This window comes from Streptomyces sp. NPDC091272 (assembly GCF_044757485.1).
In the GTDB taxonomy this organism is placed as follows: Bacteria; Actinomycetota; Actinomycetes; order Streptomycetales; family Streptomycetaceae; genus Streptomyces.
Genome location: NZ_JBIVVC010000019.1, coordinates 66,761 through 83,145 on the forward strand (window position 1 = coordinate 66,761; position 16,385 = coordinate 83,145).

At 72.6% G+C, this 16,385-nt stretch carries 12 protein-coding genes; 9 read left to right on the forward strand and 3 right to left on the reverse strand.

What is annotated here, in order from left to right:
* The first annotated feature begins 10 nt into the window (after nt 1-10).
* Nucleotides 11-649, forward strand: coding sequence for a DUF3105 domain-containing protein (locus tag ACIQM4_RS33780; protein WP_401599308.1), 639 nt, complete (start codon nt 11-13; stop codon nt 647-649).
* Nucleotides 646-1,362 (forward strand): DUF305 domain-containing protein, encoded by a 717-nt coding sequence (locus ACIQM4_RS33785; RefSeq protein ID WP_401599277.1) that lies wholly within the window; start codon nt 646-648, stop codon nt 1,360-1,362. Before ACIQM4_RS33780 ends, ACIQM4_RS33785 begins: the two co-directional genes overlap by 4 nt.
* A gap of 593 nt (nt 1,363-1,955) precedes the next feature.
* Here ACIQM4_RS33785 and ACIQM4_RS33790 read toward each other — a convergent pair.
* Nucleotides 1,956-2,375, reverse strand: coding sequence for a DUF5990 family protein (locus tag ACIQM4_RS33790; protein WP_401599279.1), 420 nt, complete (start codon nt 2,373-2,375; stop codon nt 1,956-1,958).
* A gap of 76 nt (nt 2,376-2,451) precedes the next feature.
* Here ACIQM4_RS33790 and ACIQM4_RS33795 point away from each other — a divergent pair, with 76 nt between their 5' ends.
* The 4 genes from ACIQM4_RS33795 (at nt 2,452) to ACIQM4_RS33810 (ending at nt 7,820) form a co-directional block, all read left to right on the forward strand.
* Nucleotides 2,452-2,922: a hypothetical protein gene (locus ACIQM4_RS33795; protein WP_401599281.1), complete on the forward strand. Its 471-nt coding sequence runs from the start codon at nt 2,452-2,454 to the stop codon at nt 2,920-2,922.
* Nucleotides 2,923-3,085: 163 nt separating this feature from the next.
* Nucleotides 3,086-4,840 (forward strand): multicopper oxidase family protein, encoded by a 1,755-nt coding sequence (locus ACIQM4_RS33800; protein ID WP_401599283.1) that lies wholly within the window; start codon nt 3,086-3,088, stop codon nt 4,838-4,840.
* 140 nt (nt 4,841-4,980) lie between these two features.
* Nucleotides 4,981-5,955, forward strand: a complete 975-nt coding sequence (locus ACIQM4_RS33805) for a DUF4190 domain-containing protein (protein ID WP_401599285.1) — start codon at nt 4,981-4,983, stop codon at nt 5,953-5,955.
* Between the two features lie 107 nt (nt 5,956-6,062).
* Nucleotides 6,063-7,820 (forward strand): NAD+ synthase, encoded by a 1,758-nt coding sequence (locus ACIQM4_RS33810; RefSeq protein WP_401599286.1) that lies wholly within the window; start codon nt 6,063-6,065, stop codon nt 7,818-7,820.
* A 19-nt stretch (nt 7,821-7,839) separates the two neighbouring features.
* Here ACIQM4_RS33810 and ACIQM4_RS33815 read toward each other — a convergent pair whose 3' ends face one another.
* A complete protein-coding gene (locus ACIQM4_RS33815) occupies nt 7,840-8,757 on the reverse strand; it encodes an endonuclease/exonuclease/phosphatase family protein (RefSeq protein WP_401599310.1) in 918 nt (305 codons plus the stop codon).
* A gap of 555 nt (nt 8,758-9,312) precedes the next feature.
* On the opposite strand from ACIQM4_RS33815, the gene panB reads away from it, so the two are divergent.
* From panB to ACIQM4_RS33830, 3 genes are all read left to right on the forward strand, one after another.
* The gene (gene panB, locus ACIQM4_RS33820) at nt 9,313-10,260 is read left to right on the forward strand and encodes a 3-methyl-2-oxobutanoate hydroxymethyltransferase (protein WP_401599288.1); all 948 of its coding nucleotides are present in this window, start codon (nt 9,313-9,315) and stop codon (nt 10,258-10,260) included.
* 281 nt (nt 10,261-10,541) lie between these two features.
* Nucleotides 10,542-11,597 (forward strand): ATP-binding cassette domain-containing protein, encoded by a 1,056-nt coding sequence (locus tag ACIQM4_RS33825; protein ID WP_401599290.1) that lies wholly within the window; start codon nt 10,542-10,544, stop codon nt 11,595-11,597.
* Entirely contained in the window at nt 11,594-12,442 is an 849-nt protein-coding gene (locus tag ACIQM4_RS33830; RefSeq protein WP_401599292.1) for an ABC transporter permease, read from the forward strand. The genes ACIQM4_RS33825 and ACIQM4_RS33830 overlap by 4 nt, the downstream gene beginning before the upstream one ends.
* Before the next feature lie 3 nt (nt 12,443-12,445).
* Here the strand turns inward: ACIQM4_RS33830 and ACIQM4_RS33835 are convergent, their stop codons facing one another.
* Nucleotides 12,446-15,979: an AfsR/SARP family transcriptional regulator gene (locus tag ACIQM4_RS33835; protein ID WP_401599294.1), complete on the reverse strand. Its 3,534-nt coding sequence runs from the start codon at nt 15,977-15,979 to the stop codon at nt 12,446-12,448.
* Between the last annotated feature and the right edge of the window lie 406 nt (nt 15,980-16,385).

The following is a 16,385-nucleotide window of genomic DNA, read 5'->3' on the forward strand; positions in this document are numbered from 1 at the left end:
AATAGAAGAGATGCGGCGCGCAGAGAAGTCGCGCGAGCGCCGCAACAAGATCGTCGCCCTCGGCGTCGGCGGGGCCGTCCTGGCCGGTCTGATCGGCTTCGGTGCGTACGTCTTCACCAAGGAGTCCGACCAGCGCAAGGCCGAGGACGCCGTGGCCAAGGCCCCGATCAAGAACGAGAAGGTCTGGGACGCGAAGAAGCTGGGCCGCACCCATGTCGCCAAGCCGGTCACCTACCCGATGACCCCGCCGGTCGGTGGCGACCACCACCAGGCGTGGATGAACTGCCAGGGTGACGTCTACGCGAAGCCGGTCCCGGACATGAACGCCGTGCACTCGCTGGAACACGGCGCGGTGTGGGTGACGTACAACGACAAGGCGCCCAAGGCCGACGTCGACAAGCTCGCCGCGAAGGTCAAGAAGACCCAGTACTCACTGATGAGCCCGGTGCGGCAACAGGCAGGGCCGATCATGCTGAGCGCGTGGGGCAAGCAGGTCACGGTGGACGGCGCGGACGACCCGCGGGTCAACCAGTTCTTCACCCGGTACGTGATGGGGCCGCAGACCCCCGAGCCGGGGGCGGCGTGCTCGAACGGGGTGACGCTGGACGCCGCGGGCGCCCCGGTGACGGGCGGGGGAATGCAGGAGTGAGCCGCTCGTGGTGGCGCGCGGTGGGTGCGGTGCTGTTCGCGCTCGCGGTGGTGGTGGGCGCGGTGACGGTGACCCGGGCGGCGTCCGCCCCCGACCGCCCGGCGGCGGCCCCGCCGGGGACTTCCGCCGGAACCGCCACCGGGCCTTCCACCGGGCAGCCGTCCGCGCCCTCCGCCGATTCGGCGGACGCCGGGTTCGCGCGGGACATGGCCGCGCACCATCAGCAGGCGGTGGAGATGTCCTTCGTCGTACGGGACCGGACCAGGGACACGGACGTGCGGCGTCTGGCGTACGACATCGCGAACACGCAGGCCAACCAGCGGGGGATGCTGCTGGGCTGGCTGGACCTGTGGGGCCTGCCGAAGATCGCGTCGCCGGACGCGCCACAGATGGGCTGGCTGGACGGCCACGCGGACCACCCGGCGAAGCCCGGCAGGCCCGGAGCTGAGGAAGGGCTGATGCCGGGCATGGCCACCAGGGCCGAGCTGAAGGCGCTCGGCGAGGCGAGGGGGAGGGCCGCGGAGATCCTCTACCTGCGGCTGATGACCGCGCACCACAAGGGGGGCGTCACGATGGCCGGAGGCTGCGCCGAGCAGTGCACGGTGGGGGTGGAACGGGCACTGGCGCAGGGCATGGTGGACGCGCAGCAGGCGGAACTGGGCCTGATGGCGGGGATGTTGCGGGAGCGGGGGGCGGGGGCTGCTTCTTCGTAGGTGGGCGGTGGGCGGTGGGCGGTGCGTGGTGGGCGGTGTGTGGTGGGCGTCCTGGCTGTTCGTCTGGCTGGTCGCTCCAGCTGTTCGTCCGGCTGTTCGTCCGGCTGGTCGTCCGGCTGGTCGTCCGGCTGTTCGTCCGGCTGGTCGTCCGGCTGTTCGCCCTAACTGCTCCTCCTCGTTCGGGCCCCGCCGAGCGGGGACCCGTCGCGCCCGGCCGAGGACCGCCTTCGACCGCGGGCGGCAGCCGGCGTCGGCGGACGCGTGCGCGCACAGCCGCGCACCGGGCGCGGCCCAGGATCCCGGCCCGGGGTCTCGGCTCGGAGTCCCGGCCCAGGATCTCCGCCCGGAGTCGAAGAGACGCAGGTCGGCGTCGGCGAGCACCGGCCTGCCCGGCTGCGCCGGCCCGGGACCGGCCCGGCCCGTGAGCACCAGACAGCCCAGGAGTTCCGTCCCGGCGACCACCGCGCAGGTCCACCGGTCCCGGGGTCCCGGCTCGGAGTCCCGGCCCAGGGTCTCGGCCCGGAGTCCCGGCCCGGGGTCTCGGCTCGGAGTCCCGGCCCAGGATCCCGACCCGGGGTCCCGACCCCACCCCCCTAGCCCCAGACAATCCCCGGCGGCCGCACCCCCGCACACACCGGCATCCCCGACGCGTCGGTCAGACCGAGCCTCCCCTCCACCGCGCCCGAGGCGACCAACTCCGCCGGCACGTCCGCCAGGAAGAGCTTCGCCCGCCGGAACATCCCGAACTCCCCGCCCTCCGGCAACTCCCCCCACGTCAGGTACACGAACCTCTCCCCCGGCCGCCCCTGCACGTAAGGCCCCCGGAAATCCGCCGTACCGTCGCGCCCCCGCACCACCCCCACCGGGAATTCCCACACCGCCTCGGCCGCGTCCGCCCGCACCGGCCCCTCGGGGACCTTGTGCCGCTGTACGGCGACGTGCACGTCCCGGAACCCGCCACACTCGGCCCCGGGCAGCTCGCTGCCGACGATCCGCACTCTCAGTTCGGTCATGGACCCATCCCAGCACGGGGGTCCGACAACCGTGCCCCGAAGGGAGGCGGATACCCGGTGGGGGTAAGGTGCGTGCATGGTGTCGACGAGTGGGCGGGGTGCGTGGGGCGGACGGCTGTTGCTGTTCGCGGCGCTCCTCCTCGGCATCGTCACCATGCACACGCTCGGCCACCCCGCGGGGCAGCACGGCGAACACGGCACCGCCTCCCCCAGCTCCGTCGGCACGACCATCCCCATCAGCACAAAAGTGACGATGACGGCGCCGGACGCGCCCCACACCACGCCCATCGACACCCCGCACCACCCGGCGGCCTCCCCCACGTCCGCCTCCACTCCCCCGAGCCCCTTGCCCGGCATGGACCCGATGTCGGTCTGTCTCGCCGTGCTCGCCGCCTGGGGTGTCGTTCTGTTCGGGGCAGGTCTTCTGGCCGGCGGCCCGTCCGCCTGGACCGTCCCGCCCCGCAGCAGCGGGCCGGCAAGTGCACTGCGGCCCCGGCCGCCGCCCCGCAAAGCGGTTCTCGCAAGCCTGTCGGTCCTGCGGATCTAGCAGCGCAACCGCCGTTCCCTCTCTCCCGACCGCCCGCAATCACGCACGCCCCACGCCCCCCGAGGGACGTCTCCGCGTGCCGAGCGGCGTACCCGGAAGCCCGGAACGGCCGGAGCGCACCTTCCACCGCGAGGAACACCGAGAGACACACGAAGGACCACCCATGCCCGCACACCCCACCCGCCGCTCCCTCCTGGGGGCGGCAGCAACCGCAGCCGCCTCCGCCGGACTTCTGGGTGCCTGCTCCGGCTCCGGCTCCGCCGGCCACGCCGGCCCGGGACACGCCGGCCCGGGACACGGCGGCGCCGCGCCGTCCCCATCCTCCCCCGCCGACACCAAGGGCTTCGTCGCTCCGTACGACAAGGAGGTCGCCGCCGCCGAGGCCGCGCGCGGCTCCGGCCCGGTCCGCTCCGTGCGGCTCACCGCCGCGCCCGCCACCCTCGACCTCGGAGCCGGTGCGACGGTCAGATCATGGGCGTACGGCGACAGCCTGCCCGGCAAGGAGGTGCGGGTCACCGCGGGCGACACCCTCGCCCTGACCCTCGCCAACCACCTCCCCGCCGCCACCTCCCTGCACTGGCACGGCCTCTCCCTGCGCAACGACATGGACGGCGTCCCCGGCCTCACCCAGCGGGAGATCAAACCGGGCGCCGACTTCACCTACCGCTTCACGGCGGCGCATCCGGGAACGTACTGGTTCCATCCGCACTCGGGCGTCCAGCAGGACCGCGGGCTGTACGCCCCGCTGATCGTGGAGGATCCCCGGGAGCCGCTGAAGTACGACAAGGAGTGGGTCGTCGTCCTTGACGACTGGGTGGACGGCGTGGACGGCTCCACACCCGACGCGGTACTCGCCGAACTGAGCCGGGGCATGGGCGGCACGGACCACGGCGGCACCGGCGGCGGAGGCCACGGCGGCACCGATGACGGAGGCCACGGCAGCACCGGCGGCAGAGACCACGCCGGCATCGGCGGCGGAGGCCACAGCGGGCACTCTGCCGCGGCCCCCGGGAGCGCCACGACCGCGCCGCCCGCGGGCCCCTCCCGGATGATGATGGGCGCCACCAGCGACCTCCTCGGGGGTGACGCTGGTGACGTGGCGTACCCGCACCACCTGGTCAACGGGCGTACGGCACAGGCGCCTTCGGTGTTCCGCGCCCGGCCGGGCGACCGCATCCGGATCCGGCTGATCAACGCGGGCGGGGACACCGCCTACAGGGTCGCGCTCGGCGGCCACCGGATGACGGTCACCCACACGGACGGCTTCCCGGTCGAGCACGCCACGGCGGACGCCCTGCTGCTGGGCATGGGTGAGCGGTACGACGTGCTGGTCACCGCGGGCGACGGGGTGTTCCCGCTGACGGCGCTCGCCGAGGGCAAGAAGGCCTCGGCCATGGCGCTGTTGCGCACCGGGGGCGGCGCGGCGCCGGGAGCCGCCGTGCGGCCCGGGGAACTGTCCGGCAAGGTGCTCACCGCCGACCGGCTGCGGGCGGCGGCGGCCGTGGCGCTGCCCGCGCGCAGTTCCGACCGTACGATCCGGATCCGGCTCACCGGCCAAATGGCGCGGTACGACTGGGCGTTCGACGGGCGTCCCTACTCCCCCGACCGTCGGCACGCGGTACGGGCGGGCGAGCGGGTCCGCCTCGTCTTCACCAACGCCACGACGATGTGGCACCCGCTGCACCTGCACGGCCACACCTTCGCCCTGGCGAACTCCGCCATCGGAGCCGCCGGAGCATCCGGAGCCGCCCGAGCCGCCCGAGCCGCGGGCGCCCGCAAGGACACCGCGGTCATCCTGCCGAACGGCCGTCTGACGGTGGACTTCGACGCCGACAACCCGGGGCTGTGGATGATCCACTGCCACAACGTCTACCACGCCGAGGCCGGGATGATGACGGTGCTGGGTTACCGGCGCTGAGCCCGGCCGCCCGGCAGGGGACGGGGTGCTCGCCCACCCCGTCCCCGCCCCCGCGCGCACCGTGGAAACGGTGTGATGCCCAGGTGAAGGCGCTGTTAAGGTCGTCGAACTCGAATTCGAACTTGCCCCGAGGACTCCGCATGAGCCAGCCCACGCCTTCCTCCGACCAGAATCCGTGGGCCCCGCCCCAGGAGGAGACCCGGGTGCCGCCCGCCCCGATGGCACCGGAGCAGCACGGCCCGCCGCCCGGACAGGGCAGCCACCCGGGCGGACCTCCCGGTGGCCACCCGGGCGGCCACCCCGGGGGTTACGGATATCCGATGCCGATGCCGATGCCGCCCCAAGCGCCCAGCAACGGCATGGGCACCGCGGCCCTGGTGCTCGGCATCATCGGCGTGCTCCTCGGGACAGTCGCCTTCCTGTTCTGGGCGAGCTGGCTGCCCGCCCTGCTCGCCCTGATCTTCGGCATCGTCGGCCTCGGCCAGGTCAGGCAGGGCACGGCCACCAACCGGGGCGTGGCCTTCAGCGGCCTGATCCTCGGCGTGGTCGGCGTCCTGTTCGCGGTGGGCGGCGGTGTCATCTCCCTGATCATGGTCAAGCACGGGGTCGACGAGTACGACCGCATCCGGGAGGCGGAGGCGTCGAGCAACCGCGCGGCCGAGGACGCCCAGGCGCGCGAGGCCGCCGAGGAGGCAGCGGCGGAGAAGGCCAGGCAGCTGAAGTTCGGCGAGACCTACACCTACCCGAACGGCCTTGAGGTCACCGTCTCGAAGCCCCTGCCGTACGCCTTCGACGACTACACCCTCTCGGAGGACGACACCGAGGGCACGAAGGCGCTCCAGGTCGTCGTGACGGTGGTCAACGGCGGTTCCGCACCGGTCGACTTCACGACGAGCCTCCCCGAGGCCACCGACGCGGAGGGCAACGCCGCGGAACTCGTGATCGACGGCAGCGGCCGGCAGGAGCTCATCAGCGGCAAGGTCGGACCTGGTACGCGGAAGGTCGGCAAGACCGCCTACGCCGTGCCGATCGAGGCGGCCGACTCGCTGGAGGTCGTCTTCAACCCGGACGTGGCCCTCTTCGAGGACCTGACCTGGTCCGGGCCCACCAAGTAACCGCACCCCCGCGACACCACGCGCCGGCCTCCGCACAACAGCCGCCACGGCACAGCAGTTTCGTACGGCACCCCCATCGCGTCAGGTAGACGATTAAAGTGGCGGGCGTGCCTCAACTACGCCTCGCCCTCAACCAGATCGACTCGACCGTCGGCGATCTCGCCGGCAACGCCGAGGCGATCGTGCACTGGACCCGGCACGCCGCCGCGCAGGGTGCGCATCTGATCGCGTTCCCCGAGATGGTGCTGACCGGTTACCCCGTCGAGGACCTGGCCCTGCGGTCGTCCTTCGTGGAGGCCTCCAGGGAAGCGGTGCGCGCGCTCGCCGTGCGGCTCGACGAGGAAGGCTTCGGCGACGTCCCGGTCGTCGTCGGGTACCTCGACCGGGCGGCGCGCGGCGAGGCGGGCCACGGCCGTCCCGCGGGCGCCCCGCAGGACGCCGCCGCCGTGCTGCACGGGGGCAAGGTGGCGCTCTCCTTCGCCAAGCACCACCTGCCCAACTACGGCGTCTTCGACGAGTTCCGGTACTTCGTCCCCGGCGACACGCTGCCGGTGGTCCGGGTGCACGGCGTGGACGTCGCGCTCGCCATCTGCGAGGACCTCTGGCAGGACGGCGGCCGGGTGCCGGCCGCCCGTACGGCACGGGCCGGGCTGCTCCTGTCGCTCAACGCCTCACCGTACGAGGTGCACAAGAACGACGCCCGCCTCGCCCTGGTGCGCAGACGCGCCAAGGAGGCCGGCTGCACGACCGCGTACGTCGCGATGACCGGGGGCCAGGACGAACTGGTCTACGACGGCGACTCGATCGTCTGCGACCGGGACGGCGAAGTGATCGCGCGGGCACCGCAGTTCAGCGAGGGCAGCATGCTGCTCGACCTGGAACTGCCCGCCGCGGGCGACGACCCGGTCACCGGGATCGTCGACGACGGTCTGCGCGTCGAGCGCGTGGTGCTGGGCGCCGACCCGTTGCCCGCGTACGACACCGAGCTGACCGGCGGCTACGCGCAGCGCCTGGAGGACACCGAGGAGATCTACACCGCCCTGGTGGTGGGCCTGCGCGCGTACGCCGCGAAGAACGGTTTCCGCTCGGTCCTGATCGGTCTGTCCGGCGGCATCGACTCCGCCCTCGTCGCCGCCCTCGCCTGCGACGCGGTCGGCGCGCAGAACGTCCACGGCGTGTCCATGCCGTCCCGGTACAGCTCGGACCACTCCGTGCGGGACGCCGCCGAACTCGCCCGCCGCACCGGCCTGCACCACAGGACGGTCCCCATCGGCCCGATGTTCGACGCGTACATGGAGGCCCTGGGCCTGACCGGTCTCGCCGAGGAGAACCTCCAGTCCCGGCTGCGCGGCACCACCCTGATGGCACTCTCCAACCAGGAGGGCCACATCGTCCTCGCCCCGGGCAACAAGTCCGAGCTGGCGGTGGGTTACTCGACGCTCTACGGCGACTCGGTGGGCGCGTACGGCCCGGTCAAGGACGTCTACAAGACGTGGATCTTCGAGCTCGCCCGCTGGCGCAACAAGGCCGCCGAGGAACGCGGCCAGACCCCGCCGATCCCGGAGAACTCGATCAGCAAGCCGCCCAGCGCCGAACTGCGCCCCGGCCAGGTCGACACCGACTCGCTGCCCGACTACGCGGTCCTGGACCGGATCCTGGAGCTCTACGTCGACCGGGACCAGGGCCTGGAGGCGATCGTGGCCGAGGGCTTCGAGCGGGCGCTGGTGGCGAGGACGCTGCGGATGGTGGACACCGCGGAGTACAAACGCCGCCAGTACCCGCCGGGCACCAAGATCTCCCCCAAGGGCTTCGGCAAGGACCGCCGGCTGCCCGTCACCAACAGGTGGCGCGAGTCGGCGGAGTGACGCCGCCCGGCCCGACGGCTCAGAACTTCACCTTCGCCGCGATCGGCAGGTGGTCGCTGGCCGTCTCGGGCAGCGTCCACGACGAGACCGGCTCGACGCCCCTGACCATGATCTGGTCGATGCGCGCCATCGGGAACCCGGCCGGCCAGCTGAAGCCGAACCCGTCGCCCGCCGCGCCCTGAGTGGAGCGCATCTGCGCGGTCACCCCGTTGAGGGCGCGGTCGTTCATGGTGCCGTTGAGGTCGCCGAGCAGCACCACCCTGCGCACCGGTTCGCGGGCGATGGCCTCGCCCAGGGCGTCGGCGCTGGCGTCGCGCTGGCCCGCGGTGAAGCCCGCCTTGAGCTTGACCCGGACGGACGGCAGGTGGGCGACGTACACCGCGACCTCGCCCTGGGGCGTGGCGACCGTGGCGCGCAGCGCGCGCGCCCAGCCGAGCTTGATGTCGACCTTGCGGGTGTCGGTCATCGGGTACTTGCTCCACAGCCCGACCGTGCCCTGCACCGAGTGGTACTTGTACGTGCCGCGCATGGCCTCCTCGTACCCGGCGAGGTTGTCGCCCGCGATCTCCTCCAGGGCGACGACGTCGGCCCCGGAGTCCGCGAGGACGCGGACGGTGCCCCGGGGGTCGCTGTTCTCGGCGTTGACGTTGTGGGTGGCGACGGTGAGGTCGCCGCCGGCCGCCGACTTGTCGGTGTACAGCCCGCCGAAGAGGTTGAGCCACACGGCGGCCGGGAGGATCAGCGCCACCAGCGCGAGCGCCGAGCGGCGCAGCAGGGCCAGGACGAGGAGCAGCGGGATCGCGAGGCCGAACCAGGGCAGGAAGGTCTCGGTGAGGCTGCCGAGGTTGCCGATGGTGTTGGGGATCTCCGCGTGGAAGATCATCACGAGGGCGACCAGTACGGCGAGTACGGCGAGGACCACGCCGCGCCGCCAGATCCGGCGGTCGCCCCGCCAGCTGCCGCCCGCCGCCCCGCGCCACCGGGAGCCGCTGCCGGACGCTCCGGCACCGGGACCCTTTCCGGAACCAGCCCCGGCACCCGATCCCGCTCCGGGACCGACCCCGGCGCCGGCACCGGATCCCGCTCCAGGACCGACCCCGGCGCCGGCCCCGGATCCGGTCCCGGAAGGCTCTGCCGCCTGGCCGTCGTCTCCGGTGTCCGGCCTGTACGCCTGCGCCATTGAGCTGTCCTCACTTGCTGTGCCGCTGTCTTGCCCCGCATGCCTCCCGCCCCGCCCCTGACCCTAGGCGATGACCGGTACGCATCCCGGCCGCCATCCGGGGCGGCCGTACTGCCTGGAGGACGAGCGGGTCCCCACCTGGGGTTCCGCATCGGTCGCCGCACCCGCCCTCTGTGACGAAACGCGCACAAAAGGGCAGGTGGGAAAGGTGTCCACGCGGCCCACTTCCGCCTTGCCGCCGGGGATGCCACCATGGACGCGGTCCGGAGACGCCGTAAGGGCGCTTCGAGATGACGAAAGGCCGTTTCAGCCATGACGCTTCAGGCTGCCCAGAACGCCGCGCGTAACCCCGCAGGGAACGCCTCGCCGAACGGCGCGTCGCCCGCCGTGCCGAGCGAGGCCCCGCAGGGCCCGCCGCCCTCCCGTTCCGCCGACCCCAAGGCCCTCTACGGAGGCACCGGCACGCGCCGGATCACCGTTCACCAGATCGCCGCCGCCAAGGAGCGCGGCGAGAAGTGGCCCATGCTCACCGCGTACGACGCGATGACGGCGTCCGTCTTCGACGAGGCCGGGGTGCCGGTGCTGCTCGTCGGGGACTCGATGGGCAACTGCCACCTCGGTTACGAGACCACCGTGCCGGTCACGATGGACGAGATGGCGTTCCTGTCGGCCGCCGTCGTGCGGGGCACGACGCGCGCGCTGGTCGTCGCCGACCTCCCCTTCGGCTCGTACCAGGAAGGGCCCGTGCAGGCCCTGCGCAACGCCACCCGGCTGATCAAGGAGTCGGGGGTCGGCGCGGTCAAGCTGGAGGGCGGCGAGCGCTCGCTGGCGCAGACCGAGCTGCTGGTGGCCTCCGGCATCCCGGTGATGTCCCACCTGGGCCTCACCCCGCAGTCGGTGAACACGCTCGGCTACCGCGTGCAGGGGCGCGGCGACGAGGCGGCCCACCAGCTGCTGCGGGACGCGAAGGCCGCGGAGAGCGTGGGGGCGTTCGCCCTGGTCCTGGAACTGGTGCCGGCCGAGCTGGCGGCGGAGGTCACCCGCAGCCTGTCCATCCCGACCGTCGGGATCGGCGCGGGCCCCGACACGGACGCGCAGGTCCTCGTCTACACCGACATGGTGGGCCTGACCGGCGGAAAGGTCCCCCGCTTCACCAAGCAGTACGCGAACCTGCGCCAGACCCTCGGTGACGCGGCGAGGGCCTTCGCCGACGAGGTCTCGGGCGGCTCGTTCCCGCGCGAGGAGCACACCTTCCACTAGCCCCTCCGTCAGTCCTTCCGTCCGGAGCGGGCGGGCCCGGCGCGATCCGATCGGAAGACACCGGCCGCCGACCGCCCGCTTCCCAGCGACCACTCCTCGCACGAACGACGGCCCGCCGCCTTCCCCCACGGCGGGCCGTCGGCGTGTACGGGAAGGCCGGCCGCAGAACCATAGGTCCGGGGCCGTGGGTCCGTGGGTCCGTGAGTGACCTGTCGGTGATCTGTCGGTGGCCGGAACAATTCGTCGGACAATTGTCAGTGGGGCCTGCTCCAATGGCAGGCATGACGCGATACGACAAGAAACCGGATGGCGGCAGTGTCCGCACCGGTACCGCCACGCACGCCATCGAAGTGCGGGGCATGGTCAAGCACTACGGCGACACCAAGGCTCTGGACGGCGTCGACCTGGACGTCCGCGAGGGCACCGTCCTCGGTGTCCTCGGCCCCAACGGCGCGGGCAAGACCACGCTCGTGCGATGCCTGTCCACCCTGGTCCGCCCGGACGCCGGCACGGCGACGGTCGCCGGGTACGACGTGGTGCGCCAGCCCCGCCAGCTGCGCCGCACGATAGGCCTGACCGGCCAGTACGCCTCGGTCGACGAGAAGCTCTCCGGCTGGGAGAACCTCTACATGATCGGGCGGCTGCTCGACCTGTCCCGCAAGGACGCCCGCAGGCGTTCGGACGAGCTGCTGGAGCGCTTCTCGCTCACCGAGGCGGCCAAGAAGCCCGCCATGCAGTACTCCGGCGGCATGCGGCGCCGGCTCGACCTGGCGGCCTCGATGATCGGCCGGCCCGCGGTGCTCTACCTGGACGAGCCGACAACCGGCCTCGACCCCCGCACCCGCAACGAGGTGTGGGCGGAGGTGCAGCGGATGGTCGGCGAGGGCGTCACCGTGCTGCTCACCACGCAGTACATGGAGGAGGCCGAGCAGCTGGCCAGCGAGCTGACCGTGATCGACCGCGGTCGTGTCGTCGCGGAGGGCAAGGTCGACGAGCTGAAGGCCAAGGTCGGCGGGCGCACCCTGCAGATCCGCCCCAGCGACCCGGCCCAGCTGCGGGCCATGGCCGGGACGTTGAGCGAGGCCGGCCTGGACGGCGTCGGCGGCGCGCAGGCGGTCACCGACGAAGGCATGCTGTACGTGCCGATCCTGAGCGACGAGCAACTGACCGCGGTGGTGGGCCTGCTGGGGGCGCGCGGATTCGCGATCGCCGACATCGGCACCCATCTGCCCAGCCTGGACGAGGTGTTCCTGGCGATCACGGGCGAGAAGAGCAGCGAAGCGGACAGTGCCCCCGCGGCGCAGGACGTCCTGGAGAAGGAAGAGGTAGCGGCATGAGCACGGCCACCTTGGCGAAACCGGCGCCCGAGCGGCAGCAGCCGCCACAGCCGGACCTCCGCGACGAGGGCCGGATCGGCCTGCGGGGCAATCTGCGGCACATCGGCGCGCTCGCCCGGCGCAACATGCTCCAGATCAAGCAGGACCCCGAGTCGATGTTCGACGTCCTGTTCATGCCGATCATCTTCACCCTGCTCTTCACGTTCGTCTTCGGCGGCGCCGTGGCGGGCAAGGGCAACCAGAGCGAGTACGTCAGCTATCTGGTGCCCGGCCTGATGGCGATGATGGGCATGAACGTCTCGATGTCCGTCGGCACGGGTGTCAACGAGGACTTCCAGAAGGGAGTCATGGACCGGTTCCGCACGATGCCGATCGCCCGCTCCTCGGTCCTCGTCGCGAAGATCGTCGTCGAGATCGGCCGGATGCTGGTCGCCTTCACGATCCTGCTGGTCGTCGGCCTCATCCTGGGGATGACCGTCGGTACCTCACTGCTGCACGTGCTGGCGGCGGTCGGCCTCTCGCTGCTGTTCGGCGCCTCCCTGATGTGGATCTTCATCCTGATCGGACTCACCGTCAAGACGGCGCAGGCCGTGCAGGGACTGGCCATGATCGTGCTGATGCCGCTCCAGTTCGGCTCGTCGATCTTCACGCCGACGTCCACGATGCCGGGCTGGCTCCAGACCTTCACCGACTACAACCCACTGTCCAACCTCGCGGACGCGGCGCGCGGACTGTTCATGGGCGGCCCGGTCGCCCACGACGTGTGGATGGTGCTGGCCTGGTCGGCCGTCATCACGCTGATCACCGCGCCGCTGGCGATCCGCAAGTTCCGCAGCAAGACCTGACGTTCAGCCCTCTTCCTGCCGGCTGACGCCCTCCTTCAGATGGACGTCCTCCTTCCGGTACTCGCCGTTCTTCCGGTACTCGTCGCGTCGTGCGTACACCAGGGCGGTGGCCTCCTCCATGGAGAGGCCACCGCCCTCGGTGTACGCGGCGTCGTAGGCGGCGTCGTCCAGGACGGTGCGGGCCAGCCGGGTCGCGAGGTCCCGGCCGTCGGCCTCCTGGGCGGCCACCCAGTGACCTTCCGGAAGGCCCGCCGCATAGGCCCCGAGCAGCATGGCCGCCTCCGTCGCCAGCCTCTCCCGTCTGCCCGCCCCGGTCTCGAACGTGGCAAGTCCGGCCAGCGAGCCCGCCACGGTCATCAGATGGACGGCGAGCATCTGCGGGGCGACCATCTGGGACAGCGAGTCCTGCGACCGCTCCAGGGCCTGCGCGCCGTACCCGAGGCCTTCCTCGTACGCCTCCTCCAGGTTGGCCACCCAGGCGAGCAGCCCGACCGAGAAGCCGTCGAAGATCCGCAGGTTGCCGTTGTCGAAGTCGATACGCATCCGGGTCAGCTGGGCACGGGCCTCGGCGACGCGGCCTGAGCGGGCCAGCCACACCGCGAGGAAGAGCAGGGCGAACGGGCGCACCTCGATGCTCGCCCCCTCAGGGTCCTTGAGGACTCCCCGCAGAAGAGTCTCGCCCTCGTCCCCCGCACCGGACTCGATCAGCGCCCCGGCCAGCCGGCTGCGCAGCAGCAGGACCTGGGAGCGTGCCTCAAGCCGCTGCGCGTGCCTGATGGCCTCGCGGTACGCCTCGGCGGCCGCGGCGAACTCCCCGACGCGCTCGTGCGCCTCGCCGCGTGCGGCGAGCGCTTCGGCGGCCCCCCAGGAATCGCCGTGCCTAAGGAAGATCTCCAGGCTCTCGTCCGCGTCCCTGCGGGCGTCGCCTGCCCAGGCGGTGCGGTTGGCGAAGATGTTGGCGCGCATCTCCAGGGAGAAGGCGAGCTCCCACTCGTAGCCGAAGCCCCGGCAGGCCTCGACGGTCTGGTTGATCGCCTCACGCAGCAACTCGTCGTGCTCGCTGGTCATCAGCAACGCGAAGATCCACAGCGCGCCGGGGGTACGGCAGGCCTGCGGGAGCCCCGGGCGGTAGGTGGCGACGACCCGGCCCAGCCAGTCCTTGCGCTCCGGGCCGAGCCAGATGTCCTCGTCGTGGTTCATGTTGACCAGGTTGAGCAGCCGGACCCCGCGCCTGGCCTCCTGGAGCACCTCGGGGCGCATCGGCGGGGGTGCGTCGGTGCACTGCTCGAACACGGCGGCGGCGGGCTCGGCGGGGCCGGCGAACGGGTCGGGGCCCAGTGCCATCGTGGCGGCCGTCCAGTACCGGGACTCGGTGCGCAGGTCGCGGACCTGCCAGTACCAGGCCAGCGAGTGCACCAGGCAGAGTGCCTCCTGCTCGGCCCCGACGGCGACGGCGCGGCGCAGGGCGCTGCGCAGGTTCTCGTACTCGCGTCGGAACCTGGCGATCCAGTGCAGTTGTTCGTTGCTGCGCAGCAACCGGTCGCCCACCCGGGCGAGTTCCCGGAAGTGCACGAGGTGGCGCTGCTCGGCGGCCTCCCGCCCGCCGGCCTCCGCGAGCCGCTCGACGGCGTACTCGGAGACGGTCTCCAGCAGCCGGTAGCGCATCCCGCCGTCGGCCTCGGACGGTTCGGCCACCACGAGGGACTTGTCCACGAGCGAGCCCAGCAGGTCCAGGGCGTCGGGCCCGCAGACGGCCTCGGCCGCGGCCAGGTCGCAGCCGCCGGAGAAGACCGCCAGCGTACGCAGCACGGCGCGCTCGCCGTCGGTCAGCAGGTCCCACGACCAGTCGACGACGGCCCGGAGCGTCTGCTGCCGTGGCAGTACGGTTCTGGCGCCCGCGCTGAGCAGCCGAAATCGGTCGTCGAGCCGGTCGGCGATCTGGCGGGGGGTGAGCATCCGCAGCCGGGCTGCGGCCAGTTCGATGGCGAGCGGCAGGCCGTCCAGCCGTCGGCAGATCTCGGCGGCGGCCGACGGGTCGTCCTCGACCCGGAACCCGGGCCTGGCCGCGGCGCCGCGCTCGGCGAACAGCCGCAGCGCGACGGGCTCCGGCAGCGGATCGACCGGGCGCACCAACTCGCCCGGCACGCCGAGGGGTTCGCGGCTGGTGGCCAGGACGGTGAGCCCTGGGCAGTGGGCGAGGAGGTGCTCGGCGAGGTGGGCGGCGGCGTCCACGAGGTGCTCGCAGTTGTCCAGCAGGAGCAGCATGCGCCGTCGCCCGCAGTGCTCGGCGAGCCGTACGAGGGGGTCGTCGTCGAGCCGCTCGGCGACCCGGATCCCCTCGGCGCCGGCCCCCCGCAGCACGGTCTCGCGTGCCCCGAGCGCGGTGAGTACGGCGTCGGGCACCGCCTCGGGGTCGTCGACGGGTGCCAGCTCGACCATCCAGACCCCGTCGGGCCAGGGGGGCGCGGCGTCGGCGCCGGGGCGGGCATGGCCGGCGGGCCCGTCGGCCCCCGCCGCCTCCACCGCCTCCGCCACTTCCTGGGAGAGGCGCGTCTTGCCCGCGCCGCCGGGCCCGAGCAGGGTGACCAGTCTCGCCTGGGCGAGGTCGCCCCGGATGGTGACGATGTCGGCCTCCCTGCCGACGAAGGAGGTGAGCCGGGAACGCAGGTTGCCGCCCGGCGCGACGGAGGTACGGGGTTCGTCGCTGCTGCTGAGGCGGGAAGCGCCGGCGGAGGCCGTGCCCGCGGCACCGGCTGCGGCACCGGTCGTGGGCGCGGCCATGGGCGCTACCGTGGACCCCGCGGTCTCGGGCGAGTCCAGCAGCTGCCCGTGGAGGGACCTGAGTTCGGCGGACGGGTCGACGCCCAGCCGGTCGGCGAGGTCCCGGCGCACGGCCTCGTACGCCTCCAGTGCCTCCGCGGTGCGGCCCGCTTCGTGCAGCGCCCGTAGGCGCAGCGCCTGGAGGGGTTCGTCGATAGGATGGGCCGCGCAGAGCGCCGCGAGCTCGGCGAGGGCTTCCTCGGCACGGCCCAGGGCGAGCCAGGACGCGAGACGGGCGCGCCTGGCGTCGAGTCGGCGGGCCGCCCAACGGGCCGCGTCGGCCGTGCGCCCCGGCAGGTCGGCGAGGGCGGGGCCGCTCTGCCAGAGGGAGATCGCGTCGTCGAGGAGGGCGACGGCCTTCGTCGGGTCGCCCTCGGCGAGGGCGCGGGAGCCTTCGGTGGCGAGGCGCTCGAACCGGAACAGGTCGACGTCGTCGGGGTCGGCGGCGAGCAGATAACCACCGTCGACGGACACCACCGCCTCCCGGCCGATGCTACGGCGCAGCCGGGCGATCAGGGCCTGGACCGCGGCGGGGGCGTCGGCGGGCTGGGTGTCCGCGTCACCCCAGAGGTCGTCGACGAGGACGCGCACCGGAACGCGGCGTCCGGGCCGCAGGGCGAGCGCGGTCAGGGTCGCACGCAGGCGGGGCCCGCCGAGGGGAACGGGGGTTCCGTCGTCGTGAAGGGCTCGGGCGGTGCCGAGGATCTGATAGCGCACCGGCCCATTGTCCCCGCCAAGACCGAAGGCAGCCGGACACAGCCCGAAGGAGACCGACGGGCAGCACTGAGGGCAGCCCCCTGCGAGGCCGCCAAGCAGCACGTGCGCACCCCCTCATGCGGCCACCGAACACCACGGGAGCAAGCATTCAGGGGCGCGGGGAACTGCGCGATCAACCACGACGCACCCGCACCCACCAACCCACCCCGGACGGGCACAGGACAAGACGCCCCGACCGGGGAGAGGCACCCCCACCGAGAGGGGCCCCGGGGAGCCACCCCGCTGCCCACGGGGGTTGAAGGGGGGGGTCCCCTAGGTCGTTTCTGATGGCTCTTGGACGGTGTCGCGGAGCCAGATGGCGATCGCTGCGACGGTGAGGGTGCCGTTGAAGATGTAGTCGCGCTTG

Bases quoted from the DNA above. Each gene is read 5' to 3' on its own strand.
- ACIQM4_RS33780 (WP_401599308.1), top strand. From the start codon at position 11: ATGCGGCGCGCAGAGAAGTCGCGCGAGCGCCGCAACAAGATCGTCGCC.
- ACIQM4_RS33790 (WP_401599279.1), bottom strand. From the start codon at position 2,375: ATGACCGAACTGAGAGTGCGGATCGTCGGCAGCGAGCTGCCCGGGGCC.
- ACIQM4_RS33795 (WP_401599281.1), top strand. From the start codon at position 2,452: ATGGTGTCGACGAGTGGGCGGGGTGCGTGGGGCGGACGGCTGTTGCTG.
- ACIQM4_RS33800 (WP_401599283.1), top strand. From the start codon at position 3,086: ATGCCCGCACACCCCACCCGCCGCTCCCTCCTGGGGGCGGCAGCAACC.
- ACIQM4_RS33805 (WP_401599285.1), top strand. From the start codon at position 4,981: ATGAGCCAGCCCACGCCTTCCTCCGACCAGAATCCGTGGGCCCCGCCC.
- panB (WP_401599288.1), top strand. From the start codon at position 9,313: ATGACGCTTCAGGCTGCCCAGAACGCCGCGCGTAACCCCGCAGGGAAC.
- ACIQM4_RS33825 (WP_401599290.1), top strand. From the start codon at position 10,542: ATGACGCGATACGACAAGAAACCGGATGGCGGCAGTGTCCGCACCGGT.
- ACIQM4_RS33830 (WP_401599292.1), top strand. From the start codon at position 11,594: ATGAGCACGGCCACCTTGGCGAAACCGGCGCCCGAGCGGCAGCAGCCG.